Raw genomic sequence first — 21,050 nt, 5'->3', positions numbered from 1 at the left:
GGGGCCCCCCCCCGGGCCCCCCCGGGGGGGGGGCCGGGGGGTGTTGGGGGTATTGGGGGGGGCAACCCCGCCCCAAACCCCCCCCCCCGGCGCCGGGGGGGGGGGGGGGGCGGCCCCCCCCCGGCCCCCCCACCGCGTGGAGGCGCTACTTCTCCTGGCTACTTCTCCTGGTGGCCGAGGTCCTTCACGGGGGCCGTCGCGGCGTTCTGCTTCACCGACTCGATGCCCTTCTCACAGGCCGACCTGCTGTTGTAGGCCTCGCCGACGGCGATGATCTCGCCGTTGCCGGCCTTCAGCCGGTAGCGGTAGTGGCCGCTCTTGTCCTCGTACATCTCGAACTTGCCCGCCATGGTGCGTCACCCTCTCGGAATTCGGCCCCCTGCGGGAATTCAAGCCCGGCCCCGCGGGGCGCGCAGCCCGGGGCGGCCCGACGGGTGACCGGGCCGGGCGGGCCTTCAGTCCGCGGCGTAGACCCGGATGTCCGGGATCACCGCGAAGCCCATGCCGTACGCGCTCATGCCCCGCCCGTACGCGCCGAGGAGCACGCCCTCCGCCGAACCGGCGAGGACCCAGCCGTACTCCGACTCCCGGTAGCGGAAGTCCGTGGGCACCCCGTCCACCGGGAGCGACAGCGTCGTCCAGGCCGGGTCGTCCAGATGGTCGGCGAGCTCCCAGGCGAGGGCCGTCTGCTGGTCCAGCCAGTCCTGGCGCAGGGCGCGCTCCATCTGGGAGGGCCAGGTGCAGGCCAGCAGCCCCGAGCCGGCCAGCCAGGCGGCCGAGGAGACCGAGGTGGCCTCCAGCACGCCCGTGCCGTCGGCGCTGCGCCGCACCGGGCGGCTGGCCACGGTGACCACGACCGCGAATCGCTGGGTGGCGGTGTCGTGCTCGATCCGGCCCATGCGCAGCTGCGGCTCGGCGCCGTGGCCGGTGGAGCCGTGCTCCACGGTGCCGTCGGCGGCGGCGCCGACCTGCATCAGCCAGCGCGGCCCGGTGTAGGCCTCGTCCAGGCCGTACCACGGGAACGACGCCAGGAGATAGCCGTCGACCGAGCGCCGGCTACCGGGCCCGCCCTGCCCGTCCGGCGTCCCAGCGGCGGACGCGTCGGCCTCGCCGGCCCCTCGCGCCCCTACCCGACTCGTCGTCTCCATCTGCGCGGCGCCTCCTCATAGCCCCGTCGTCCTGGGCGTGCCGGCCCCTCGCGCCCGACCGCACCCCAAACAAAGGGAGGATAGCCACCCCCGTCAATGGGGCACCGCATCGACGGGCTCAGGTGGCGTCGGCGTCGTACGGAGGACGCTCCCCCGGCTGAATGCCGCTGTCGCGCTTCTTGAGCAGGTCCGGGGTGCCGGAGGCGGCGGAGGAGCCGGTGGACGAAGAGGCCGACCGGCCGTGCGCCGTATCGGTGACCTCGGCCATCTCGGCCATCTCGGCCTTGAAGTCGAAGCCGTTGCGGATCTCCTTCAGGCCGAGCTCGTCCTTGTCCATCACGTGCTTGCGCACAAATGTCTTGGGGTTGAGGTCCTCGAACTCGAAGTCCTTGAACTCGGGGCCGAGCTCGGAGCGGATGTCCTCCTTGGCGTTCTCGGAGAACTCCCGGATCTTGCGCAGCGTGCGCGACACGTCCTGGATCATCTTCGGCAGCTTGTCGGGACCGAAGATGAGCACGGCAAGGACGATGAGCGTGATCAGCTCGAGGGGTCCTATGTCGAGCACGTTGCTCAGCTCCTTGGGGGCGTCGATGGCCGGGAAAGGCCGGGTATCACGGTACCTGGCCCACAGGGGGCGGCGGGAGACACGCCGGTCAAAATCGGGCGAAGGTTCGGAGATCGGTGAGCGTGCGGTGGGCGGCGGATGGGCCGCCGGGGCCGTGCCCCGGCCGCCCTCGGTCACCGGTCGGCCGCTGGTCAGCCGCTGGTCGCGGAGCCCAGCGTCAGCCGGACGAGCTGCTCGCGGCCGTCCCGTTCGAGGGTCAGGGAGAGGCTGTCGCCCGGGCGGTGGCCACGGACCTTGACGATCAGCTCCTGGGCGGCGTGCACGGGGACGCCGTCCACCTTCTTGATGACGTCGCCGGCCCGGATGCCCGCCTTCTCGGCGGGGCCGCCGGAGGTGACGGCCGGGGCCTTGGAGCCGTCGGCGTTCACCCGTGCGCCGTCACCCGCATAGGCCATGTCGAGCGACACGCCGATCACCGGATGGGTGGCCTTCCCGGTGTTGATCAGCTCCTCGGCGACCCGCCGGGCGGAGTTGATCGGTATGGCGAAGCCCAGGCCGATGCTGCCGCCCTGGCCGCCTCCCCCGCCGGAGTCGGAGTCCCCGGCGGAGCGGATGGCGCTGTTGATGCCGATGACCCGGGCCTGGGAGTCCACCAGGGGGCCGCCGGAGTTGCCGGGGTTGATCGGGGCGTCGGTCTGGAGGGCGTCGACGTAGCTGATGTCGCTGCCGTCCTGCTTCTTGCCGCCGGCGGTGATCGGGCGCCCCTTGGCGCTGATGATCCCGGTGGTGACGGTGCCGGCGAGGTCGAAGGGCGCGCCGATCGCGATGACGGAGTCGCCGACGCGCACGGAGTCGGAATTGCCGAGGGCGAGCGGGGTGAGGCCGGACACGCCGGACACCTTGATCACGGCGAGGTCGTAGCCGCCGTCGCGGCCGACGAGCTCGGCCTTGGCGGTCTGGCCGCCGTTGAACGTCACGGATATGGAGCCGCCGCCGGACGCGGCGGACTGCACGACGTGGTTGTTGGTGAGGATGTGCCCCTTCTTGTCGAGCACGAAGCCGGTACCGGTGCTCTGGTCGCCGCCGCCGCGCACATGGATCGTGACGACGCCGGGCAGCGCGCGGGCGGCGATCCCGGCGACGCTGCCGGGCGCGCGGTCGACGCTCCCGGCCCCGGACTGCGGCAACGTCACCCGTCCGGCGACTCCGCCGTCCCGCTCCAGATACATCCCGATCCCGCCCCCGATCCCCCCGGCCACCAGCGCCACGGCCCCGGCCACGATCCGGCTCCGCGCCACGGTCACCTGCCTGGCGGGCTCGACCCCGTACGCCGCCGGCAGCGCGCCGCCGACGGCCCAGGGGTCGTAGACCCACGGGTTCGCCTCCGACGCGGGGGCCGCCTCCGACGCGGGGGCCGCCGCCGGCGCGGGGGCCGCCGCCGGCGCGGGGGCCGCCGCCGGCGCGGGGGCCGCCGCCGGCGCGGGGAACGGGTTCGCCTCCGGCGCGGCGTACGGGGATGCCGCTTCGGGGGCGGGGTGCGCGGGCGCCGCCGGGGCGGCGTCCGGATGCGCCTGCGGCGCGGCGTGTGTGGGCGCCTCCGGCACAGGGCGTGAGGCCCCCACCGGGGCGGCGGGCGGGGCCGCTTCGGGCGCGGAGTGCGCGGGCGCCTCCGGGGCGGCGGGCGCCGGTGTCCCCGGGGCGGGGTACGGGTTCGCCTCCGGCGCGGGGTACGGGGATGCCGCCGGGGCGGCGGGCGACGCCGCCTCCGGGGCGGGGTGCGCGGGTGGCTCCGGCGCGGGGTACGAGGCCCCCGCCGGGGCGGCGTCCGGATGCGCCTGCGGCGCGGCGGGCGGCTGGGGCTGCGGTCCCGGCTGGGAAGCCGTCCGCGGCGGGGGCGCCGGGTACGGGACGTGCTCGGCGGCGGCCGGGCCGACGGGCGGCAGCGGCTGCGTGGCCGGTTCGGCGCCCGGGGCGGTGGGCGGCGGCGCGTACGGCGCAGGGGGCATCGGGGGCGGCGTCGCCCCGGATACCAGCGGGGTGGGGCGCTGGACCGGAGGGGCCGGGGCCCAGGGGCCGGGGCGGCCGTAGGGCGGGGTGCTGTACGGGTCCGGGGCGTGCAGCGGCGCGGCGGGGGTGTCGCCCGGGCCCGCGAGTGGCTGCGGCGGGACGCCCTCCGGTGTACGCCGGCGGTGCCACCAGTGCGGCTTGGGCGCGGACGCCCGCGCCTTCCCCTCGTCCATTCCTCTCCCCACCGTTCGTCGCGGAGGCGCGCATGCTCGAAACACGCGCGCCCCACAGACGATTACACCAGGTCCCCGGCCGTGTGCGGAGGGGGGAGCCCGCCGCGGTCAGCGCGGAGGCACCACCGGCGCCGAGGGGGCCGACGACTTGGCCTGCGGCTGCGCGGCGAGGGTCGCGGGCTTGCGGACCAGCGGCGGCAGCAGCCGCGCTCCGGAGGGGCGCAGCAGGGAGACGCCCGCGGCCAGCGGGGCCGCGAACGTCGCCGACAGTTCCTGCGCCGTCGGCTGCGTCCGGCCCAGGTCGTGCTGGTCGCGCCGGTCCAGGGGCACGCCCTGCGCCGACCCCAGGGAGCTCGTGGCCGCGCTGGTGCCGTCGCCACGGGCCTGCCGCGACGCCACGGGCGTCTCCAGCGGCTGCGCCCCGGCGAGGGCTATCGCGGCCAGCGAGACCGCCCCGGCCGCCGCGAAGGCGAACCGGCGGCCGCGCGAGCCGCCGCCCTGCCCGACCGGATGGGTGCGAAAGCCCCGGTCACGCGGCTGGGGGGCGATCGCCGGAAGCAAGGCGAAGGCCTCCGCCCCGGCGCCGAAGGCGCCTCTTCCCACGGCCGGGGCACCGCCCTCGCCCCCGTCGCCGGACGACCCGGGCGGCCCACCCGGACCGCCCGTACCACCGCCCACGCCGCCCGGCAGGCCCTGCAGCCGGGCGAGCAGCGAGTCGGAGAGCGGCGGCGGCGCGGCCTCCGCGAACACGTTTTTGAGCCGACGCTGAGCGTCGGCTTCCGCTTTGCATGTCCAGCAGGTGGCGAGGTGCGCCAGCACCCGCTCCCGCGAATCGTGCCCCAACTCCCCGTCGACGAGGGCAGCGAGGCGGTCGCCGAGGTGGTGCTCGGCGGGGGACTGACCGCCGGAGGTGGTCACGCGATCCCGACCTCCCCACTGAGAGGCGCGCCGGAGGCCAGTCCCGCCACCGCGCGCTGCTCGGCCCGGGCGGCGGGCGAGCGGTGCTGGAGCGCCTTGCGGAGGTGGGAGCGGCCGCGGTGGATACGGCTGCGCACGGTGCCGAGCTTGACGCCGAGGGTCGCGGCGATCTCCTCGTAGGAGAGCCCCTCGATGTCGCACAGGACGACCGCGGCGCGGAACTCCGGCGCGAGGGTGTCCAGCGCCTGCTGGACGTCCGCGTCGAAGTGGGTGTCGTTGAAGTGCTGCTGCGGGGACGGCTCACGGCTGGGGAGCCGCTCGGCGGCGTCCTCGCCCAGCGCGTCGAAGCGGATGCGCTGACGGCGCCGGACCATGTCGAGGAACAGGTTCGTGGTGATGCGGTGGAGCCAGCCCTCGAACGTCCCCGGGGTGTACGTGGACAGGGAGCGGAAGACCCGCACGAAGACCTCCTGTGTGAGATCCTCGGCGTCGTGCTGGTTTCCGGTGAGCCGGTAGGCGAGACGGTAGACCCGGGCGCTGTGCGTGCTGACGATCTCCTCCCAGCTGGGCGGAGTCCACGCCTGCTGCGCGTCCGCGTCGGTGGCGAAAGTCGCGGTGGTCGCGGTGCGGGCGGCGTTGGAACGGTCAGCGGTGTAGGTCACGGATTTCGGCTCGGGAGCTGACCGGCGGAAGCGCCTGAGCACTCCACGGCGGTCGCCGTCCGCAGCCGCACCTCCCCTGTCGGCTCTGGTGGTGTCCAGTGGAGCCCCTACCATATCCACCTCGCCCGTTAGCTCCGGATAAGCATTTTTGACCCGGATTTTGGTCTTGATCCGTTGTCATCCGTGACGAACGGCCCGCGCCGGTGGTTCCCGCCGGACGCCGCCCCCTTCCGCCGGCGTCCCGTACCCATCAACGCCCGGTCCCATCTGCGGGTTCCCATGGGCAGCGGATACAGTCACGGTTGCGTCGACTACGGGGACAGGAGAGGGCCATTACCGGCAACCAGCAGACGAGCTGGGCGTTCGCCGATGTGTTCGTCGCCGAGGACGAGGCACTGCGCTGGGCCCGGGACCGGGCCTACGAGGCGGGGCTCACCTCGGTGTCGAACGGCACCGGTGGGGCGCTGCGCCTGCTCGCCGCCGCTGTGGACGCCAAGGCCGTCGCCGAGATCGGCACCGGCACCGGGGTCTCCGGCATCCACCTGCTGCACGGCATGCGGCCGGACGGGGTGCTGACCACCGTGGACAGCGACCCGGAGTGCCAGCAGTTCGCCCGTCAGGCCTTCCGCGCCGCGGGCTTCGCCGGCAACCGGGCGCGCTTCATCCCCGGCCGGGCCCTGGAAGTGCTGCCCCGGCTCGCGGACGGCGGATACGACCTGGTCTTCTGCGACGGTGACCGGACGGAGTTCCTCGACTACCTAGCCGAATCGTTGCGCCTGCTGCGCCCGGGCGGCCTGGTCTGCTTCGAGGGCGTCTTCGCGGACGGCCGTACGGTCGACTCGGCCGTGCCGCCCGCCGAGGTGCAGCGGCTGCGCGAACTGCTGCGGGCCGTCCGGGAGTCCACCGCGCTCGTACCGTCCCTGCTGCCGGTGGGCGACGGGCTGCTGTGCGCCGTCAAGCGCGGTCCGGCTTAGCCGGGGGACGGCGGCCGGGTGCGGCCCGGCGGGCCGGGGGCGGGTACGCCGCCGCCCCGGTGCCGGGACGGAGCCGGGCGACCGGGGCGGTGCGAGAGGATCATGGGCCTGTGGCCCGTGGCCGTGGGCCAGGGCGTCAGACGACGACCTTCTCCAGGGCCTCGCCGAGAGCCTTGGCCTCGTCCGGGGTCAGCTCGACGACGAGACGACCGCCGCCTTCGAGCGGAACCCGCATGACGATGCCCCGCCCCTCCTTGGTCACCTCGAGCGGGCCATCGCCCGTCCGCGGCTTCATGGCCGCCATGCTCGTTCCCCTTCCTGAAACCCGCTCATCGTCAGCCGACGGCCCCTGGCAAGGGCACGCGTCACCGGCATCGAACACATTGCTTCCAGGCCATTATCCCGCATCGCGCGACCCGATGACCAACATCAGTCCGCATCCCTTCGGCAACGCGCTGCCGCAAAACCACTCAATTCGGGGATCGTGCGGTATTCCTGCGTCGCTCTCACGGCCGTCTCGACGGCCGATTCTTTGACGCAGGTCACATATCCGGTCCCGATGATCTCCGGCATCCTGAGCACGCATCCGCACGCTCGCACGCAGCCGACCCAGGGAGGGACCGCACCATGGCGGACACCGTGCTCCACGAGGTGACCGACGGGCTCGCGACGATCACACTGAATCGTCCCGACGCCATGAACGCGCTGAACACCGAGACGAAGAACGCCCTCCGCGACGCCCTGCGCCGGGCGGCCGACGACCCCGCCGTACGGGCGGTGCTGCTGACCGCCACCGGGCGGGCCTTCTGTGTGGGCCAGGACCTCAAGGAGCACGTGGCCTCGCTGGCCGCCGACCGCGAGCACGGCACCCGGTCGGCCATGGACACCGTCGAGGAGCACTACAACCCCATCGTCACCGCCATCACCCGGATGCCCAAGCCCGTCGTGGCCGGCGTCAACGGCGTGGCGGCGGGCGCCGGCGCGGGCTTCGCCTTCGCGGCGGACTACCGCGTGGTCGCGGACTCGGCCGCCTTCAACACGTCCTTCGCCGGGGTCGCGCTCACCGCCGACTCGGGCGTCTCCTGGACCCTCCCCCGGCTCATCGGCCAAGGCCGCGCCGCCGACCTCCTGCTCTTCCCCCGCAATGTGAGCGCCCAGGAGGCGTACGAGCTGGGCATCGCCAACCGGGTCGTCCCGGCGGCCGAGCTGGCCGACGCGGCGGCGGAGGTCGCCCGCCGGCTGGCCGCGGGGCCGACGGCGGCATACGCGGCGATCAAGGAGTCGCTCGCCCACGGGGCCGGGCACGGCCTGGAGGAGACCCTGGCCAAGGAGGAGGAGCTCCAGCGAGCGGCGGCCACGACGGAGGACCACGGCATCGCCGTGGCGGCGTTCCTGGCGAAGGAGCGCCCCCGCTTCGTGGGCCGGTAGAGAGGGCGTATCAGGGCTTTCGCACGTGACAGCCCGCCAGGTGGTCGTTCACCAGCCCGCAGGCCTGCATCAGCGCGTACGCCGTCGTGGGCCCCACGAAGCGGAAGCCCTGCTTCTTGAGGGCCTTGGCCAGCGCCGCCGACTCCGGCGTCACCGCCGGGACGTCGGCCGTCGAACGGGGCGCGGGCCGGGTGGCGGGGTCGGGGGCGTGGGACCACACCAGGGCGTCCAGCTCCCCCGGCGCCAGCTCCGCGGCGGCGCGCGCGTTGGCCAGCGTCGCCGCGATCTTCGCGCGGTTGCGGATGATGCCCGGGTCGGCCAGCAGCCGTTCGGCGTCCTCCTCCGTGAAGGCCGCCACCTTCTCGATGGAGAAGCCCGCGAACGCGGCCCGGAACCCCTCGCGGCGCCGCAGGATCGTCAGCCACGACAGCCCCGACTGGAAGGCCTCCAGCGATATCCGTTCGAACAGGGCGTCGTCGCCGTGGACCGGGTGGCCCCACTCGGTGTCGTGGTAGACGCGGTAGTCCGCGAGGGTCTCCGCCTCCAGCCCCCAGGGGCAACGGGCCAGGCCGTCCGCCCCGATGACGACCCCACCGCCGCTCATGACGCCTTCCCCTGACTGTCCTGCGGCTCCTGCTCCGCCTGCCGACCCTGCTCCTGCTCCGGCCCCTCCCCGCCCGGCCGCTCCTCCACCACGCCGCTCTCGCGCTCCAGCAGCCCCTGCACCCCTATCGCCGCCGCCTGCGCCCCGGCGAGCGCCGCCTCCAGCTCGGCGATGCGGGCGTCGCGCTCGGCGAGCTCCGCGCCGAGCCGGTCCAGGGCGTCGTCGGTCTCGGCCATGCGGTAGCCGCGCAGGGCCAGGGGCAGGCGCAGCGCCTCGACGTCGGCGCGGCCCAGCGGCCGGCCGGCGGGCAGCGGCCAGGCCATCCGGTCGTGGGCGGCCTCGGGCAGGACGTCCCCGCCACCGCCGTCCCCGCCTCCCCCGGCGACGGCGAGCGTGACCGCGGCGACCACCACGACCAGCGCGATGAGCAAGAACCAGAACACGGCCGTCCCCTCGTTGCGTCCAGGCGGCCGGCGTCGGCCAAACCGTCGACTCCGATCGTGCCATGCCGCACTGACAGTTAAGGTCGCTGGCGGACCAGGGAGAGGAAGAACGGAAAATGCTGCGGCTTGGACGACGCGAGTTCGACACCCACGAACCGGTGATCATGGCGATCGTCAACCGGACCCCGGACTCCTTCTACGACCAGGGCGCCACGTTCAGCGACGAGCCGGCGCTCGCCCGGGTGGAGCAGGCCGTGGCCGAGGGCGCCGCCATCATCGACATCGGCGGGGTCAAGGCGGGCCCCGGCGCCGAGGTGACGGCCGAGGAGGAGGCCCGGCGCACGGTCGGGTTCGTCGCGGAGGTCCGGCGGCGCCACCCGGACGTGGTCATCAGCGTCGACACCTGGCGGCACGACGTCGGCGAGGCGGTCTGCGAGGCCGGGGCGGACGTGCTGAACGACGCGTGGGGCGGCGTGGACCCCAAGCTGGCCGAGGTGGCCGCCCGTTACGGCGCCGGCCTGGTGTGCACCCACGCGGGCGGCGTGGAGCCGCGGACGCGGCCGCACCGCGTCGAGTACGACGACGTGATGGCGGACGTCCTGCGGGTGACGCTGGGGCTGGCGGAGCGGGCCGTGGAGCTGGGCGTACGGCGCGACGGCATCATGATCGACCCCGGGCACGACTTCGGCAAGAACACCCGTCACTCGCTGGAGGCCACGCGCCGGCTGGGCGAGATGACGGAGACGGTTCCCCGAGCTCTCGGCTTCGCTCGAGCAGGGGATACCCCATTGCCGGTGCTCGTCTCGCTGTCCAACAAGGACTTCGTGGGCGAGACGCTGGACCGGCCGGTCAAGGAGCGGGTCATCGGGACGCTGGCGACGACGGCCGTCTCGGCGTGGCTCGGCGCGCAGGTGTACCGGGTGCACGAGGTCGCGGAGACGAAGCAGGTGCTCGACATGGTGGCGGCCATCGCCGGCCACCGCGCGCCCGCGGTGGCCCGGCGAGGGCTGGCGTAAGACGGGCCCGTCAGGTGCCCGCTTCCTTCGTGACGACCCCGATCGCCTCTTCCACGTCGTCCGTGATGTGGAAGAGCTGGAGGTCCGCCGCGCTCACCTTGCCCTCGGCGACGAGCGTGTGCTCCAGCCAGTCGAGCAGGCCCCGCCAGTATTCGGTGCCGAAGAGGACGATGGGGAAGCGGGTGACCTTCTTCGTCTGGACGAGCGTGAGGGCCTCGAAGAGCTCGTCGAGGGTGCCCAGTCCGCCGGGCAGGACCACGAAGCCGCTCGCGTACTTCACGAACATGGTCTTCCGGACGAAGAAGTACCGGAAGTCGACCCCCAGGTTCACATAGGGGTTGAGGCCCTGCTCGAAGGGCAGCTCGATGCCGAGGCCGACGGAGATCCCGCCGGCCTCCATCGCGCCCTTGTTGGCGGCCTCCATCGCGCCGGGCCCGCCGCCGGTGATGACGGCGAAGCCCGCCTCGACGAGGCCGCGCCCGATGGCCACCCCGGCCTCGTAGTCCGGCGAGCCCGGCTTCGTACGGGCCGACCCGAACACGCTGATCGCCGGTGGCAGTTCGGCGAGGGCGCCGAAGCCCTCGACGAACTCGGCCTGGATGCGCAGGACCCGGAAGGGGTCCTCGTGGACCCAGTCCGCCGTCCCCCGGGTGTCCAGCAGATGCTGGTCCGTGGTGCCCGCCTGCATCTGGCCGTGCCGGCGGACGACCGGCCCCCGGCGCTGTTCCCGTCGCCCGCGCGACGCCTCGGGACTGCCCATGCCGTGCTCCCTCCGCCGCGGGCCGCAGAACCCGCGGATCGTCGGTCTCGTTGCGCTTCAGGGTAGGTGGTGACCGCCGGGACGCCGCCCCTCCGGACGACCGGATCAAGCCGTCAGCCAGGCACGCAGCCGCTCCTCGCAGTGGATGATCTTCGCGGTGTCCACGTGCTCGTCCCGCTTGTGGGCGTAGAGGGGGTCGCCGGGACCGTAGTTGACGGCGGGCACGCCGAGGGCGCTGAAGCGGGCCACGTCCGTCCAGCCGAACTTGGGCCGCGCCGCGCCGCCGACGGCCGCCATGAACGCCACGGCCGCCGGGTGGTCGAGACCGGGGCGGGCGCCGCCGGAGTGGTCGTCGACGACGAACTCGGTGACGCCGCAGTCCGCGAAGACCTCGCGGACGTGCGCGAGCGCCTCCTGCGGCGTGCGGTCCGGGGCGTAGCGGAAGTTCACCGTCACGGTGCACTCGTCGGGGATGACGTTGTTGGCGACGCCGCCCTCGATCCGTACGGCGTTGAGGCCCTCGTGGTACTCGAGGCCGTCGACGACGGGGCGGCGCGGCTCGTAGGCGGCGAGGCGGGCCAGGATGGGGGCGGCCGCGTGCACGGCGTTGGAGCCCATCCAGCTGCGTGCCGAGTGGGCCCGCTCGCCCGTCGTGCGCAGCAGGACGCGCAGGGTGCCCTGGCAGCCGCCCTCGACCTCGCCCTCGGAGGGCTCCAGGAGGATGGCGAAGTCGCCCGCCAGCCAGTCGGGATGGGCCTCGGCGACATGGCCGAGGCCGTTGAGGTGGGCGGCGACCTCCTCGTTGTCGTAGAAGACGAAGGTGAGGTCGCGGTTGGGCTCGGGGACGGTCGCGGCGACGCGCAGCTGCACGGCGACGCCGGACTTCATGTCGCTGGTGCCGCAGCCCCACAGGATGCCGTTCCCGTCCAGGCGGGAAGGCACATTGTCGGCGATGGGCACGGTGTCGATGTGCCCGGCCAGGACGACCCGCTCGGCGCGGCCCAGGTTCGTACGGGCCACGACGTTGTTGCCGTGCCGGTCGACCGTCAGGTGCGAAAGCTTGCGCAGCTCGGTCTCGATGGCGTCGGCGAGCGCTTTCTCGTCACCGCTCTCGGAACGGAAGTCGACGAGCCGGGCGGTGAGGGCGGCGGCGTCGAGGGACAGGTCCAGTGCGGGATGATCCATGCGGCGAGCCTAACGCGACGCCCGGTACGGTCCGGAGGGGCCGCCGGGCGGACTCTCAAGTAACGTGGCCCGCATGTCCGGGATCATCGTCACCCGCCGTGGCCGCCTGCTGCGTACCGTGGCCGCCTGTGCCGTGCTGCTGGCACTGGTCGGCTATCTGGTGGCGCAGCTGATCACCGGTGGGCCGGGGGCGCCGCGCTGCACGATGCGGGCGAACGGGCAGTCGTACTCCCTCTCCCCCGAGCAGGCGGTCAACGCGGCGACGATCTCCGCCGTGGGATCGGCGCGCGGACTGCCGGAGCGGGCCGTGACGATCGCGCTGGCCACGGCGATGCAGGAGTCGGGGCTGCGCAACATCCACCACGGCGACCGCGATTCGCTGGGGCTCTTCCAGCAGCGGCCGACCCAGGGCTGGGGCACGGCGGCGCAGATCACGGACCCGGTCTACGCGGCGGGGAAGTTCTACGACCATCTGGTGGAGGTGCCGGGCTACTCCCGGCTGCCGCTGACGGTGGCCGCGCAGAAGGTGCAGCGCAGCGGTTTCCCGCAGGCGTACGCCAAGCACGAGCCGGACGCGTCGTTGCTGTCGTCGGGGCTCACGGGCCGCGCGGTGGCCTCGTTCAGCTGTACGAAGAGCCCGAGCGACGGCAAGGCCGGCGACCCGGTGGCGGTGCGGGCGAAGCTGAGCCGAGAGTTCGGGGTGGCGGCCGCCCTGTCCGTGACCGGGGACGGCCGGGCCGGGGTGGCCGGCGGCCGCACGGTGACCGTGCCGGTGCGCCCGGGGCCGGACGACGAGTCCCCGTCGCGGCGCGGCTGGGCGGTGGCGTCCTGGGCCGTGGCGCACGCGGCGGAACTGCGGATCGAGCGGATCTCCTTCGGCGGCCGGGTGTGGTCGGCGGAGAATTCGGCGGACGGCTGGCGGAAATCGGCGGAGGAAGCGGGCGGCGACGGCCCGCCGGCGGTACGGATCACGACCGTTCAGTAGTACGACCGTCCCCTCTCCGGGAGTATCCGCCGCATACGGGAGTTGCCGGGGCGGCGGCAATCCGCACGCGTTCTCGACCCGCCCTCAACTCCCTTGTGAATAAAGGCTTTTCGGGCTTCCGTATCGATTGACAACCTGCCCGGTATGGCGGGTTTTCAGTGGGCCCGATAATGCGACGCATTACTCAGTCTTTACCCTGGTCCACCGCAACCTTCGCCGGGCTCACGCGGTAGTCACTGCGTCCGCACGCCGGACAGCAATCGACTTCCCACTCCGTCAAAGGAGCAACATGTCCCTCCCCCTCACGCGCCGGATCGCCCGGGTGGCCCTGCTCGTCGCTGCGGGCGCCGCTCCCGTCGTCGGCGCGGCCGGATCCGCGAGCGCCGCGGACCTCACCAAGGCCACGGATCTGGCTCCGGTGAGCGCGCTGGACACCTCCACCGTGAGCAAGACCGCCGGCGCGACCTCCCAGCAGGCCGGCACCATGGCGGCGGGCGTCGGGCAGAAGGCCGTCGGCACGGCCGTACCGGTGGCGTCCCACGCGGTGCACAAGGCCGGCAACGAGACCGTTCCCGCCGCCAACAAGGCCGCGGGCAACCTCGTGGGCGGCGCGGCCTCGGCCGTCGGCGGCACCGCGCAGGGCGTGACCAAGGGCGGCGTTCCGCAGCTGCCCGGCGTCGGCGGCTGATCCGTCCGTCGGGCACGGCGGCGTCACGACACCGGAGCGGCGGCGCCACACAGCAGCACCGAGGGGCCCGGGAGCTTTCGCTCCCGGGCCCCTCGTCGTGCGTGCCGCGCGCGGCGTGCGTAGGCGCTACTCGGCCAGACGGCGGACCGCCGCCTCCACCCGCTCGTCGGTGGCGGTGAACGCGATCCGTACGAACCGCTCGCCCGCCGGACCGTAGAAGTCACCCGGCGCGACGAGGATGCCGCGCTTGGCCAGCGCGTCGACCGTCTCCCAGCACGACTCGTCGCGCGTGGCCCACAGGTACAGCGACGCCTCGCTGTGCTCGATCCGGAAGCCCGCGGCCTCGAAGGCGGCGCGCAGCGCGTCCCGGCGGCCGGCGTAGCGGGCCCGCTGCTCGGCGACGTGCGCGGAGTCGCCCAGGGCCGCGACGGTGGCGGCCTGGACCGGGGCGGCGACCATCATCCCGCCGTGCTTGCGGATCTGGAGCAGCTCACCGAGGACGGCCGGGTCGCCGGCGATGAACGCGGCGCGGTAGCCGGCCAGGTTCGAGCGCTTGGAGAGCGAGTGGACGGCGACGATCCCCTCGTACGAGCCGCCGCAGACGTCCGGGTGGAGCACGGAGACGGGGTCGGCCTCCCAGCCCAGCTCCAGGTAGCACTCGTCGCTGAAGACCAGCACGCCGTGCTCGCGCGCCCAGGCCACCGCGCGGCGCAGCTCGTCCTTGGACAGCACGCGGCCGGTGGGGTTGGACGGCGAGTTCAGCCAGAGCAGCTTCAGGCCGGCCGGGTCGAGCTCGGTCGGGTCGTCGTAGACGACGGGCTCGGCGCCCGCCAGCCGCGCGCCCACCTCGTAGGTCGGGTAGGCGAGGCGGGGGTAGGCGACCTTGTCGCCGGGGCCGAGGCCGAGCTGGGTGGGCAGCCAGGCCACCAGCTCCTTGGAGCCGACGACCGGCAGCACGTTCGCGTGCGTCAGGCCCCGGGCGCCCAGGCGGCGCTCCACCCAGCCGGTCAGCGCGTCGCGCAGCGCGGCCGTGCCCCACACCGTGGGGTAGCCGGGGCTGTCGGCCGCGTCGGCCAGCGCACGCTGGACCACGGCGGGCACCGGGTCGACCGGGGTGCCCACGGACAGGTCCACGATGCCGTCGGGGTGGGCGGCTGCGGTGGCCTTGTAGGGCTCGAGCCGGTCCCAGGGGAAGACGGGGAGGCGGGAAGAGACTGCGCTCACGGTGCTCGCTGCTCGCTCTCGTGCGCTAGGGGTGGCCGGTGGGGGGAGAGAAAACACCGCGGGCCCCGCACGGCGATGGCCGTACGGGGCCGCGGCGAGGACCGCTGTGGGTCAGTGCTCCGGGTTGATGTCCGCGGGCAGAGACGCGATGAAGGGGTGGTCGCGCTCGATCAGGCCCAGCTTGGAGGCACCACCGGGCGAACCGAGCTCGTCGAAGAACTCGACGTTCGCCTTGTAGTAGTCCTTCCACTCCTCCGGCGTGTCGTCCTCGTAGAAGATCGCCTCGACGGGGCAGACCGGTTCACAGGCACCACAGTCGACGCATTCGTCCGGGTGGATGTACAAGGACCGGGAGCCCTCGTAGATGCAGTCGACGGGGCACTCCTCGATGCACGCCTTGTCCTTCACGTCGACACAAGGCTGCGCGATGACGTAGGTCACGCTGTCGTTCCTCCTCGGTAGGGCTCATCTCGCGCGGGAGCGCGGCGTCGTCGATGCCCACACCTAGTATCTCCCTCCCCGGGCACATGACGAACAAGAGGGGCGGACGGAGCTGTGGAATTCACCACGGGCGGAAGACTGGAGGTCCGGATCTCCACGGCAGATGTGGGAAAAAGGGTCTCCGTACGACGGCTGAACGACTCCGGGAGTTCGGAGCGTTTCACCGACGCGGTGGGCGTACTGACGTCCTGGAGCGACGGTGTGCTGCGAATCACACGCCGTACCGGGGAGGTCGTGGAGGTTCCCGAGGCCTCTCTGGTCGCGGGGAAGGTCGTCCCCATGACGCCCGCCCGGCGGCGGGGGCCCGCCGCCGGGCTGCGTGAGCTCCAGGAGGTCGCGGCGCGCGGCTGGCCCGCGCGCGAGACCGCCCGGCTGGGCGGCTGGACGCTGCGCGCCGCGGGCGGCTTCACCGCCCGGGCCAATTCCGTCCTGCCCCTCGGAGACCCCGGGCTGCCCCTGCCGGAGGCCCTGGACCGGGTGGCCGCCTGGTACGCGGAGCGCGGCCTGCCGGCGTATCTCCAGGTCGCCACGGGTCACCCGGACGCGGACGAGCGGCTGGACGCGGAGCTCGCCCGGCGCGGCTGGACGGCCGAGCGGCACGCCGTGACCCGGACGGCCGCGCTGGCGCCGATCGCCGACGCCGTGGCCCCCGGCTCCGGTGACGTACGGCTGACCCGCGAGCCGGACGCGGCCTGGCTCGCCGCCTACGGGCGGGCCGGCGCGGACCCGGCGGACGCCCGGGCCGTGCTGGGCGGCGGGCCGTCGGTGTGGTTCGCGACCGTGCCGGGAGCCGCCGGGGAGCGCCCGGCGGCCGTCGCGCGCTGTGTCGTCGACGGCCGGTGGGCCGGGTTCGCGGCGCTGGACGTGGCCCCGGAGCGGCGCCGGGAGGGGCTGGGCACGCTGGTGATGGCCCGGCTGGCCCAGGAGGCGCTGGGCGAGGGGGCCTCGGCGGCGTACCTCCAGGTCGAGGCGGACAACACGGCCGCGGCCGCGCTCTACGACGAGCTCGGTTTCACCACCCACCACGCCTACCACTACCGTCGCGGCCCCCAGGGCTGACACGGTCGCACCATGGACAGTGGCGGTGGCTGCGCCACCGCCCCGAGGGGTACGAGGCACCCATGTACGACGACACGACCGCCCGGCGGCGCCGCTTCGCCGGGGCCGCCCGGGACGAGCGGCCCGACCTGGCGCTGCTGTGCCTGCTGATCGCCGCCGAGGCCGAGGCCGTGGCGGGCGGGGAGCTGGGCGAGGAGGCGACCGACGCCGCGCAGATGGAGCTCGACCGGCTCGCCGGGTCGCTGCCCGCGCTGGGCCGCCGGGCGGCACCGGTCCTCTGGGCGGACGCCCTGGCCACGCTCCTCGGCGAGCGCTGCGGCTTCCACGGCTCGCCCGCGGACTACCGGCGGCTGGAGTCCTCGCTCCTCCACGAGGTGCTCCGGCGGCGGCGCGGGCTGCCGATCCTGCTGTCCGTGGTCTGGATGGAGGTCGCCCGCCGGGCGGGCGCGCCGGTGTACGGGGTGGCGCTCCCCGGCCACTTCGTCGTCGGCCTGGGCGACCCGCTGGGCGAGCATGTGCTCGTCGACCCCTTCGACGGCGGCCGGGTCCTGTCCGAGGAGGACGCGGGGCTGCTGGTCGCGGGCGCCACGGGCACTCCCCTGACGCCGTCGATGTTCTCCCCGGCGGTCCCCCAGGAGATCGTGCTGCGCGTCCTGAACAACATCCGCGCCTGGGCCGCGGCGCGGCCCGAGCGCAGCGACGTCCAGCTGTGGGCCGTCGAGCTGTCCCTCCTCCTGCCCAGCCACCCCGCCCGGCTCCGCTACGAGCGCGCAGAGCTCTTCGTCGAGCGCGGCGACTTCGCGCGGGGGGCACGGGAGCTGGAGGAGTACGCGGAGGTCATCGCGGCGGTCGAACCGGAGGCGGCGGAATCGGTCCGCCACCAGGCACTGGCGGCGAGGGCGATGCTGAACTGAGAGCGTTTGTGGGCAATCGTTCCGCAGGGCTGGGGGCACCTCCCAGCGGTAGCTGGGGGAGGGTGGGCACAAACGGCCCACCGGCCCGCACCGCCCCTACAGCCACCCCTTGTCGCGAGCGATCCGTACCGCTTCCGCCCGGTTCCGCGCGCCCGTCTTCTGGATCGCCGTGGACAAATAATTCCGCACCGTCCCGTGCGAAAGATGCAGCTTCCGCGCCAGCTCCGCGTTCGTCGACCCGTCGGCGGACGCCGTGAGGACCGCGCGCTCGCGGTCGGTCAACGGATTCGCCCCCTCGGCGAGCGCGGCCGCCGCCAGGGTCGGGTCGATGACGCGCTCGCCGCGCAGCACCCGCCGCAGCGCGTCCGCCAGCTGGGCCGCCGGGGCGTCCTTCACCAGGAACGCGTCGGCGCCGGACTCCATGGCCCGGCGCAGATAGCCGGGCCGGCCGAACGTCGTCAGGATGACGACCTTGAGCGCCGGCAGTTCCCGCCGCAGCAACGCCGCCGCGTCGAGCCCGGTCATCCCGGGCATCTCGATGTCCAGCAGCGCCACGTCGAGGGCCGTGGCACGGGCCGCGTCCAGGACCTCGTCGCCCCGGGCCACCTGCGCGACGACCTCGATGTCGTCCTCCAGGCCGAGAAGCGCGGCCAGCGCCTCCCTGACCATCGACTGGTCCTCGGCGAGGAGGACACGAATATTCCCGGGCGGCTGTGCTGAAGTCACAGCGACAGGGTAGAGGTCAGACGGCCACCCGCCGCGAGAGCGGTACGCACGCCCGCAGCCGGAACCCGCCGCGTGGGCCCGTGCCGGTCTCCAGCCGGCCGTCGGCGAGGGCGAGCCGTTCGCTCAGCCCGGTCAGCCCGTTCCCGTAACCGCGCCCCGGACCGCGGCCGTTGTCGGTGACGGTCAGGCACATGTCGTCGCCCGCCTCCGTGAGCGTCACCTCGCAGCGCGTGGCACCGCTGTGCCGGACGACATTGGTCACCGCCTCGCGCAGCGCCCACGCCAGGGCGCCCTCCTCGTCGGGCGGCAGATCGGGGTGGCCGGCCGCGGCCCGGGCCAGATCGGCGGTGATGCCGGCGGCGGCCAGGGCGGTACGGGCCCCGGCGAGCTCGGCCTCCAGGGTGGGGCGGCGAAAGCCGCTCACCGCCTCCCGGACGTCCACCAGCGCCTGCCGGCTCACCCGTTCGATGTCGGCGACCTGCCGGGCCGCGTCCTCCGTCTTGTCCGGGAGCATCCGCCCGGCCAGCTCGCTCTTGAGCGTGATCAGCGAGAGCGAGTGGCCGAGCAGATCGTGGAGGTCGCGGGCGAGCCGCAACCTCTCCTCGTTGGCGGCGAGATGGGCCACCGTCGCCCGTGCCTCGCGCAGCGCACGGGTCGTCAGGGCCATCTGCCGCACCCCCACCATCGCGAACCCGCCGAGGAGCGCGGGGACGACGAGCGCCACCACGAACTCCGCCACGGGCCCCCGCATGCTCGCGCCGACGGCCACCAGTACCCCCGTGACCAGTGGAACGGCGGCGCGAGCGAGCTTGGTGGGGAAGACCGCCCCGCAGGCGATGCTCGAGAAGACGAAGAGCACCAGCCAGGGGGTCCCCAGGGTGAGGGACAGGACGAGGGCCAGGCCCAGCATCACCCCGATCCAGCCGAGCACCTTGGGCCGGTCCAGGGCCCGGGAGGTGTGGCGGAAGACCAGGGTCAGATAGGCGGCCACGAAGGCCACCAGGCCCACGCCGCCCAGGACGTCGGCGACCAGGGTGTGGTGGTCGCCGAGGACGTCCTCCGCCGGGGCGGCGAGGTAGAAGAACCAGATGGAGATCCACAGCAGTTTGATCACTATCTGGCGGCGGTTCTCGGGCTGGGTGCCCATGCCGTTGTGGGTCTCGGCGGCCGACGGGTCGTCCTCGATCTCCATGACGGCGCGCCAAGGGTTCCAGCGTCGCTCGCGTCCGGCCATCGGCCCGTCTCCTCCTCCGTCCGTCCTCACGCCCGTCCTGCGCCGGCTCAGGCCTTGCGGGTGTCCTTGCGGTAGAGCCAGGCCGCGGATCCGGCGAAGAGGACAAGATAAGCCAGCAGCAGGCCGACGTCCTTCAGGTGCGGCGCGTCGCCGCCCTCGATGGCCTGGCCCAGCGCCGCGTAGGCGTGGGTGGGCGTCCACTTGGCGATGGACTGGAGCCAGCCCGGGAAGGTCGCGGTCGGCATCCACAGGCCGCCCAGGATGGACAGCGCGAAGTAGACGATCATCGTGACCGGGCGGACGGCGTCACCGGAGACCAGATAGCCCAGGGCCACGCCGAGCGCGGCGAAGACGATGCTGCCGGCCCAGATGGAGCCCGTCAGCGCGCCCCACTGCCAGGCGTCGAGCCGGACGTGCTTGACGCCTGCGGCGACGGCGAAGACGACCAGGATGGAGGGCAGGGAGACCACGGCGGCCGAGGCCACCTTGGCGGCCACGTAACCGCGGCCGGGCAGGGCGGTCAGGCGCAGCTGGCGCACCCAGCCCTTCTCGCGCTCCTTGGCGATGCGCTCGCTGTTGCCGACGAGGACGGCGGTGATGGCACCGAAGGAGGCCATCGAGACCATCATGATCAGCGGCAGCGTCAGGCCGGTGCCCTCGACGATCTCCTTCTCGCTCGCACCACCGGCGATGATCACGAAGAGCAGCGCCGGGTAGAGCACGGAGAAGAACATGAACTTCTTGTTGCGCAGGGTGCGCGTTATTTCGAGCTTGACGAGAGTCTTCACTTGGCCGCCTCCTCGGCGGTCGCGGCGTCGTTGATGGCGAGGAAGGCCTGCTCCAGGCCGAGGCCCGCGACCTCGAGGTTGCGCGGGTAGAGACCCAGCCCGTAGAGGGCGTGGACGGTGGCGTCGGCGTCGTGGGACTGGATGCGCACGGTACGGCCGGACACCTCCAGCGCGGCGAGGAACGGCAGCTCGCGCAGCGCGCCCTCGCCGACCGGCTGGTCGAGGTCGAAGACGATCCGGCGGGCGCCGGCCTTGGCCTTGATCTCGGCGGCCGAGCCGTCGGCGAGCAGCGTGCCGCCGCGCAGCACGATGACGCGGTCGGCGATGGCGTCGGCCTCTTCGAGGTAGTGGGTGGCGAAGAGGACCGTACGGCCCTGGCGCGTCTGCTCGCGCATCACGCCCCAGAACGCCTGGCGGGCCGAGACGTCCATGCCGGTCGTCGGCTCGTCCAGGACGATGAGGTCATTGGCGCCGGCCGTGGCCATGGCGAAGCGCACGCGCTGCTCCTGGCCGCCGGAGAGCTTGTTGACCATGCGGTCGGCGATGCCGGTGAGGTCGGCCGCCGCCAGCACCTGGTCGACGGGGAACGCCTTGGGGTGGAGGTCGCAGGCGAGCTTGACGATCTCGCGGACCTTCACCTCCTCCATCAGCCCGCCGGTCTGGAGCATGGCGCCGACCCGGCCCTGGAGGATGGCCTGCTGGGGCGTGGTGCCGAAGACCTCGACGCGCCCGGCGTCGGGGTTGCGCAGGCCCAGCAGCAGGTCCAGGGTCGAGGACTTGCCCGCGCCGTTGGGGCCGAGCAGGGCGACGGTCTCGCCCGGGAAGAGGTCGAGGCTCAGATCGGCGACGGCGCGCACGGTGCCGTAGTTCTTGCTGACGTTCTCAAAGCTGACCACGGGGGCGCCCGTGCGGCGCCCGTCCCCCGTGTTGATGCTTGCCGTAGTGGTCATGGAAGACATCTTCGCTGGTCAGGGGGTGCCGTCGGCAG

General features: G+C 73.6%; 24 protein-coding genes. 7 read left to right on the top strand and 17 right to left on the bottom strand.

Translation table 11 applies throughout. From position 1 onward, the window contains the following. Nucleotides 1-158 precede the first annotated feature (158 nt). From ACFYZR_RS06725 to sigE, 6 genes are all read right to left on the bottom strand, one after another. Complete coding sequence (locus ACFYZR_RS06725) at nucleotides 159-350, bottom strand: YegP family protein (RefSeq protein WP_391905960.1); 192 nt, start codon at nucleotides 348-350, stop codon at nucleotides 159-161. Nucleotides 351-455: 105 nt separating this feature from the next. Then, complete coding sequence (locus ACFYZR_RS06720; RefSeq protein ID WP_391905957.1) at nucleotides 456-1,148, bottom strand: hypothetical protein; 693 nt, start codon at nucleotides 1,146-1,148, stop codon at nucleotides 456-458. 118 nt (nucleotides 1,149-1,266) lie between these two features. Further along, complete coding sequence (locus ACFYZR_RS06715; protein WP_391905953.1) at nucleotides 1,267-1,713, bottom strand: sec-independent translocase; 447 nt, start codon at nucleotides 1,711-1,713, stop codon at nucleotides 1,267-1,269. Between the two features lie 191 nt (nucleotides 1,714-1,904). Beyond that, nucleotides 1,905-3,953, bottom strand: coding sequence for a S1C family serine protease (locus tag ACFYZR_RS06710; protein ID WP_391905950.1), 2,049 nt, complete (start codon nucleotides 3,951-3,953; stop codon nucleotides 1,905-1,907). A 108-nt stretch (nucleotides 3,954-4,061) separates the two neighbouring features. Next, nucleotides 4,062-4,871 carry a zf-HC2 domain-containing protein gene (locus tag ACFYZR_RS06705; protein WP_391905947.1) on the bottom strand — a complete coding sequence of 270 codons (810 nt, stop codon included), beginning with the start codon at nucleotides 4,869-4,871 and terminating at the stop codon, nucleotides 4,062-4,064. Further along, nucleotides 4,868-5,647: an RNA polymerase sigma factor SigE gene (gene sigE, locus ACFYZR_RS06700; RefSeq protein ID WP_391905944.1), complete on the bottom strand. Its 780-nt coding sequence runs from the start codon at nucleotides 5,645-5,647 to the stop codon at nucleotides 4,868-4,870. The genes ACFYZR_RS06705 and sigE overlap by 4 nt, the downstream gene beginning before the upstream one ends. Nucleotides 5,648-5,835: 188 nt before the next feature. Here sigE and ACFYZR_RS06695 point away from each other — a divergent pair, with 188 nt between their 5' ends. After that, entirely contained in the window at nucleotides 5,836-6,507 is a 672-nt protein-coding gene (locus ACFYZR_RS06695) for an O-methyltransferase (protein WP_391905941.1), read from the top strand. 136 nt (nucleotides 6,508-6,643) lie between these two features. Here ACFYZR_RS06695 and ACFYZR_RS06690 read toward each other — a convergent pair whose 3' ends face one another. Further along, nucleotides 6,644-6,811 (bottom strand): DUF3117 domain-containing protein, encoded by a 168-nt coding sequence (locus ACFYZR_RS06690; RefSeq protein WP_126915881.1) that lies wholly within the window; start codon nucleotides 6,809-6,811, stop codon nucleotides 6,644-6,646. A gap of 323 nt (nucleotides 6,812-7,134) precedes the next feature. Here ACFYZR_RS06690 and ACFYZR_RS06685 point away from each other — a divergent pair, with 323 nt between their 5' ends. After that, entirely contained in the window at nucleotides 7,135-7,935 is an 801-nt protein-coding gene (locus tag ACFYZR_RS06685; protein WP_391905937.1) for an enoyl-CoA hydratase/isomerase family protein, read from the top strand. Between the two features lie 10 nt (nucleotides 7,936-7,945). Here the strand turns inward: ACFYZR_RS06685 and ACFYZR_RS06680 are convergent, their stop codons facing one another. After that, on the bottom strand, nucleotides 7,946-8,539 hold the full coding sequence (locus tag ACFYZR_RS06680) for a DNA-3-methyladenine glycosylase I (RefSeq protein ID WP_391905934.1): 594 nt from the start codon (nucleotides 8,537-8,539) through the stop codon (nucleotides 7,946-7,948). Further along, nucleotides 8,536-8,982 (bottom strand): DivIVA domain-containing protein, encoded by a 447-nt coding sequence (locus ACFYZR_RS06675; protein ID WP_391905931.1) that lies wholly within the window; start codon nucleotides 8,980-8,982, stop codon nucleotides 8,536-8,538. Before ACFYZR_RS06675 ends, ACFYZR_RS06680 begins: the two co-directional genes overlap by 4 nt. 116 nt (nucleotides 8,983-9,098) lie before the next feature. Between ACFYZR_RS06675 and folP the strand changes: the two genes are divergently transcribed. Then, nucleotides 9,099-9,998 carry a dihydropteroate synthase gene (gene folP, locus ACFYZR_RS06670; RefSeq protein WP_391905928.1) on the top strand — a complete coding sequence of 300 codons (900 nt, stop codon included), beginning with the start codon at nucleotides 9,099-9,101 and terminating at the stop codon, nucleotides 9,996-9,998. A gap of 10 nt (nucleotides 9,999-10,008) precedes the next feature. Here folP and ACFYZR_RS06665 read toward each other — a convergent pair whose 3' ends face one another. Together ACFYZR_RS06665 and dapE are read right to left on the bottom strand one after the other, a co-directional pair. Further along, nucleotides 10,009-10,758, bottom strand: coding sequence for a TIGR00730 family Rossman fold protein (locus ACFYZR_RS06665; RefSeq protein WP_391905925.1), 750 nt, complete (start codon nucleotides 10,756-10,758; stop codon nucleotides 10,009-10,011). Nucleotides 10,759-10,863: 105 nt separating this feature from the next. Then, nucleotides 10,864-11,943 carry a succinyl-diaminopimelate desuccinylase gene (gene dapE, locus ACFYZR_RS06660; RefSeq protein ID WP_391905922.1) on the bottom strand — a complete coding sequence of 360 codons (1,080 nt, stop codon included), beginning with the start codon at nucleotides 11,941-11,943 and terminating at the stop codon, nucleotides 10,864-10,866. Nucleotides 11,944-12,016: 73 nt separating this feature from the next. On the opposite strand from dapE, the gene ACFYZR_RS06655 reads away from it, so the two are divergent. Both ACFYZR_RS06655 and ACFYZR_RS06650 read left to right on the top strand, forming a co-directional pair. Then, complete coding sequence (locus tag ACFYZR_RS06655; protein ID WP_391905919.1) at nucleotides 12,017-12,928, top strand: hypothetical protein; 912 nt, start codon at nucleotides 12,017-12,019, stop codon at nucleotides 12,926-12,928. A gap of 289 nt (nucleotides 12,929-13,217) precedes the next feature. Next, nucleotides 13,218-13,616, top strand: a complete 399-nt coding sequence (locus tag ACFYZR_RS06650; RefSeq protein ID WP_391905917.1) for an ATP-binding protein — start codon at nucleotides 13,218-13,220, stop codon at nucleotides 13,614-13,616. A 126-nt stretch (nucleotides 13,617-13,742) separates the two neighbouring features. Here the strand turns inward: ACFYZR_RS06650 and ACFYZR_RS06645 are convergent, their stop codons facing one another. Next, nucleotides 13,743-14,840 carry a bifunctional succinyldiaminopimelate transaminase/glutamate-prephenate aminotransferase gene (locus tag ACFYZR_RS06645; RefSeq protein WP_391905914.1) on the bottom strand — a complete coding sequence of 366 codons (1,098 nt, stop codon included), beginning with the start codon at nucleotides 14,838-14,840 and terminating at the stop codon, nucleotides 13,743-13,745. Between the two features lie 111 nt (nucleotides 14,841-14,951). Further along, a complete protein-coding gene (fdxA, locus tag ACFYZR_RS06640) occupies nucleotides 14,952-15,281 on the bottom strand; it encodes a ferredoxin (protein WP_229351726.1) in 330 nt (109 codons plus the stop codon). Between the two features lie 114 nt (nucleotides 15,282-15,395). Here fdxA and ACFYZR_RS06635 point away from each other — a divergent pair, with 114 nt between their 5' ends. Continuing rightward, nucleotides 15,396-16,400, top strand: a complete 1,005-nt coding sequence (locus ACFYZR_RS06635; protein WP_391905911.1) for a GNAT family N-acetyltransferase — start codon at nucleotides 15,396-15,398, stop codon at nucleotides 16,398-16,400. A 62-nt stretch (nucleotides 16,401-16,462) separates the two neighbouring features. Further along, nucleotides 16,463-17,314, top strand: a complete 852-nt coding sequence (locus ACFYZR_RS06630) for a transglutaminase-like domain-containing protein (protein WP_391905908.1) — start codon at nucleotides 16,463-16,465, stop codon at nucleotides 17,312-17,314. A gap of 96 nt (nucleotides 17,315-17,410) precedes the next feature. Here the strand turns inward: ACFYZR_RS06630 and ACFYZR_RS06625 are convergent, their stop codons facing one another. From ACFYZR_RS06625 to ACFYZR_RS06610, 4 genes are read right to left on the bottom strand one after another with little or no spacing between them, the layout of a single operon-like run. Further along, a complete protein-coding gene (locus ACFYZR_RS06625; protein ID WP_358624311.1) occupies nucleotides 17,411-18,040 on the bottom strand; it encodes a response regulator transcription factor in 630 nt (209 codons plus the stop codon). A gap of 16 nt (nucleotides 18,041-18,056) precedes the next feature. Then, nucleotides 18,057-19,274 (bottom strand): sensor histidine kinase, encoded by a 1,218-nt coding sequence (locus ACFYZR_RS06620; RefSeq protein WP_391905905.1) that lies wholly within the window; start codon nucleotides 19,272-19,274, stop codon nucleotides 18,057-18,059. A 47-nt stretch (nucleotides 19,275-19,321) separates the two neighbouring features. Then, the gene (locus tag ACFYZR_RS06615) at nucleotides 19,322-20,062 is read right to left on the bottom strand and encodes an ABC transporter permease (RefSeq protein ID WP_391905902.1); all 741 of its coding nucleotides are present in this window, start codon (nucleotides 20,060-20,062) and stop codon (nucleotides 19,322-19,324) included. Next, nucleotides 20,059-21,012, bottom strand: a complete 954-nt coding sequence (locus ACFYZR_RS06610) for an ABC transporter ATP-binding protein (protein ID WP_391905899.1) — start codon at nucleotides 21,010-21,012, stop codon at nucleotides 20,059-20,061. The genes ACFYZR_RS06615 and ACFYZR_RS06610 overlap by 4 nt, the downstream gene beginning before the upstream one ends. Nucleotides 21,013-21,050 lie beyond the last annotated feature (38 nt).

The sequence above is a fragment of the Streptomyces sp. NPDC001678 genome (assembly GCF_042892945.1).
Taxonomy (GTDB): Bacteria; Actinomycetota; Actinomycetes; order Streptomycetales; family Streptomycetaceae; genus Streptomyces.
Note: the sequence above shows the minus strand (reverse complement) of the source record. Positions and strands in the feature narration are given on the sequence as shown.

Coding starts and splice junctions, on each gene's coding strand:
- ACFYZR_RS06665 (WP_391905925.1), bottom strand. CDS start 10,758: ATGGGCAGTCCCGAGGCGTCGCGCGGGCGACGGGAACAGCGCCGGGGG.
- ACFYZR_RS06710 (WP_391905950.1), bottom strand. CDS start 3,953: ATGGACGAGGGGAAGGCGCGGGCGTCCGCGCCCAAGCCGCACTGGTGG.
- ACFYZR_RS06725 (WP_391905960.1), bottom strand. CDS start 350: ATGGCGGGCAAGTTCGAGATGTACGAGGACAAGAGCGGCCACTACCGC.
- ACFYZR_RS06630 (WP_391905908.1), top strand. CDS start 16,463: ATGTACGACGACACGACCGCCCGGCGGCGCCGCTTCGCCGGGGCCGCC.
- ACFYZR_RS06610 (WP_391905899.1), bottom strand. CDS start 21,012: ATGACCACTACGGCAAGCATCAACACGGGGGACGGGCGCCGCACGGGC.
- ACFYZR_RS06680 (WP_391905934.1), bottom strand. CDS start 8,539: ATGAGCGGCGGTGGGGTCGTCATCGGGGCGGACGGCCTGGCCCGTTGC.
- ACFYZR_RS06720 (WP_391905957.1), bottom strand. CDS start 1,148: ATGGAGACGACGAGTCGGGTAGGGGCGCGAGGGGCCGGCGAGGCCGAC.
- ACFYZR_RS06655 (WP_391905919.1), top strand. CDS start 12,017: ATGTCCGGGATCATCGTCACCCGCCGTGGCCGCCTGCTGCGTACCGTG.
- sigE (WP_391905944.1), bottom strand. CDS start 5,647: ATGGTAGGGGCTCCACTGGACACCACCAGAGCCGACAGGGGAGGTGCG.
- ACFYZR_RS06685 (WP_391905937.1), top strand. CDS start 7,135: ATGGCGGACACCGTGCTCCACGAGGTGACCGACGGGCTCGCGACGATC.
- ACFYZR_RS06650 (WP_391905917.1), top strand. CDS start 13,218: ATGTCCCTCCCCCTCACGCGCCGGATCGCCCGGGTGGCCCTGCTCGTC.
- ACFYZR_RS06620 (WP_391905905.1), bottom strand. CDS start 19,274: ATGGCCGGACGCGAGCGACGCTGGAACCCTTGGCGCGCCGTCATGGAG.
- dapE (WP_391905922.1), bottom strand. CDS start 11,943: ATGGATCATCCCGCACTGGACCTGTCCCTCGACGCCGCCGCCCTCACC.
- ACFYZR_RS06690 (WP_126915881.1), bottom strand. CDS start 6,811: ATGGCGGCCATGAAGCCGCGGACGGGCGATGGCCCGCTCGAGGTGACC.
- folP (WP_391905928.1), top strand. CDS start 9,099: ATGCTGCGGCTTGGACGACGCGAGTTCGACACCCACGAACCGGTGATC.